General features: G+C 50.1%; 2 protein-coding genes. Both read right to left on the bottom strand.

Annotated features, from left to right (window positions below):
- Positions 1-399: 399 nt before the first annotated feature.
- The gene (locus FEM54_RS32825) at positions 400-765 is read right to left on the bottom strand and encodes a hypothetical protein (RefSeq protein ID WP_138454314.1); all 366 of its coding nucleotides are present in this window, start codon (positions 763-765) and stop codon (positions 400-402) included.
- A 178-nt stretch (positions 766-943) separates the two neighbouring features.
- On the bottom strand, positions 944-1,190 hold a 247-nt coding region (locus FEM54_RS32830; protein ID WP_138454315.1), incomplete at its 5' end, for a DUF1090 family protein.

Here is a 1,190-nt window from a genome sequence, read left to right on the forward strand (position 1 = left end):
GCGTAATGGTGTAAGACGGCTTTCCATTTAAATTAAATCCTCCTCGATCATAAACGTGTGAAAAATTCAGGAGGCTTTGGTAATCTTCACTCGTCTGGATTCCTGCCGAAGAGGCAGTTGGATTAACAAGATTTTTCGTTGAGACAGTCATAAGTTTACATTCCTTCGTGTCCATTGAGCGTGGAGTGCTATAGGCTTATCACGTGTTCGCTGTTTTCTTGTTGTGTTGATCTTTATAAAGGAGTTATGCGTTTAGTGTTATTTGAAAATTAAATATAATATATAACGTATTGAAATATCCTTAAATATTTTGAGAGCCTCAGTTTGGTGAGAGGTCGCTGACCATGGAGTGGGCGCTCCGTTAGATAAATATGAGCGGGTGGCAATAACTTCCAGCGCTTACTTGTAAGCCTCAGGAAACCAGCGTTGTGCCAGCTTCACCTTGATCGCCAGGTCCTCTTTCGACTTCTGGCATTCGAGTGCTCGCTGCTCAACGCTCGGGATGGCCGGCCAATTGCGCTCACCCCGGGAGACGACTTGCTCGTAGCCTTCATCGTATTCCGCGCTTGGCCCTGCAATCAGCTTGGATGCCTTTACGTAATCGGCAACAAGATCGGCGGGCAGTGTCCCGCAGGTAAATTGCGCCCGGGAGTACATCAGGCCATCGCTTGCCCCAAGTACCTTCCCGTCAGCAGGTTGAGTGGCTGCAACGGATAGGGTGGGGTGGGCAAGCAACATAACGACCAGCAAGGTGCGTCCGTTCATTTGAAATATCCTTAACACTTCGAGCACTGGAGGTATTTTCTCATCGGGCAATTCCCTTTGCAGGGTGATAAGTGTGCATTAAAGCATGTCTACCTCCTCGGGCTGCACACGGCAGATAGCCAAGTACCGGCCGTAAAAAAGCCCGCAACCGCGGGCTCTTCTCACATCACTTTTCGACTTACTTGAACAAACCACCGATGGCATTAATCGCATCCGCAGCCTTGTTCACGTTTTGCTGGTGTTGTGGGTTGGTATCCACCTGCGCCTGGGTGTTGTAGCGCGCGTTACTGCAGCTTTTATTGGTTTGCGTCAGGGCCGCCTGAAAGGCTGTCGCGCGCAAGGTATCGCCTTTGGCGTTGGCTGCATTGATGTTGGCCTGCAGATCGCGGATCTGCTGCTGGCAGGAGGCGTTGTTGGTATTAGTG

The sequence above is a fragment of the Pseudomonas edaphica genome, assembly GCF_005863185.1.
Lineage (GTDB): Bacteria > Pseudomonadota > Gammaproteobacteria > Pseudomonadales > Pseudomonadaceae > Aquipseudomonas > Aquipseudomonas edaphica.

What these genes read in the sequence shown, in the direction of transcription:
- FEM54_RS32825 (WP_138454314.1), bottom strand. Translation starts at nt 765, where the DNA reads ATGAACGGACGCACCTTGCTGGTCGTTATGTTGCTTGCCCACCCCACC.